The sequence below is a fragment of the Mycobacterium sp. E735 genome, from assembly GCF_001666955.1.
Classification (GTDB): domain Bacteria; phylum Actinomycetota; class Actinomycetes; order Mycobacteriales; family Mycobacteriaceae; genus Mycobacterium.
In genome coordinates this window covers 1-836 of record NZ_LZIX01000141.1, presented here as the reverse complement: position 1 = coordinate 836, position 836 = coordinate 1, and the positions used below count along the sequence as shown (strand labels likewise).

The 836-nt window shown below is 60.2% G+C and carries 2 protein-coding genes; one reads left to right on the top strand and one right to left on the bottom strand.

The window, feature by feature from the left end; translation table 11 throughout:
* On the top strand, positions 1 to 672 hold a 672-nt coding region (locus A5704_RS11355; RefSeq protein ID WP_067889056.1), incomplete at its 5' end, for a class I SAM-dependent methyltransferase.
* 26 nt (positions 673 to 698) lie between these two features.
* Here A5704_RS11355 and A5704_RS27620 read toward each other — a convergent pair.
* The coding region (locus A5704_RS27620) for a class I SAM-dependent methyltransferase (RefSeq protein ID WP_197508475.1) at positions 699 to 836 on the bottom strand (138 nt) is incomplete at its 5' end.

The following is an 836-nucleotide window of genomic DNA, read 5'->3' as shown; positions in this document are numbered from 1 at the left end:
GGGATGACGCTACTCGACATCGGTTGCGGCTGGGGAGGAGCGCTGCACCGGGCGATCGAGAAATATGACGTCAACGTGATCGGGATCACGCTGAGTCGCAACCAGTTTGCCTACAGTAAGGCCAAAATGGCCGCCATCCCCACCGACCGCTCCGTCGAAGTCCGGTTGCAGGGCTGGGAGGAATTCGACGACAAGGTCGACCGAATCGTCAGCATCGGCGCCTTCGAGGCGTTCAAGGCCGACCGGTGGCCGGCCTTTTTTGAACGTGCCCACCACATCCTGCCCGACGACGGTCGGATGCTGTTGCACACCATTTTGACCTATCAATGGCAGCAGATGCCCGCACTCGGCATCAAGCTGACTATGCGCGATGTGAGATTCGCGCGATTCATCGGCACCGAGATTTTTCCGGGCGGCCAGCTGCCGACGCAGGAAGATATTTTCAAATTCGCTGAGCCCGCCGGATTCTCGGTCGAAAAGGTGCAATTACTGGGTGAGCACTACGAGCGGACTCTCAATATATGGGCGGCCGCCCTCGAGGCGAACCGCGACGAGGCCATCGCCATCCAGTCGCAAGAGGTCTACGACCGCTACATGAAGTACCTGACCGGTTGCGCGAAGCTGTTCCGCCAGGGTTACACCGACGTCGACCAGTTCACGCTGCAAAAGTAGCGGAACGACCCCCAGCTCCTCGCCGCCTACTTCACGAGGGTGAACTGGCCCACATTGCTGATGCCCTTGCGGAAGAAGTCCTCGCAGCCGGTCAGGTACTTCATGTAGCGGTCGTAGACCTCTTGCGACTGGATCGCGATGGCCGCGTCGTGGTTCGCCGCCAG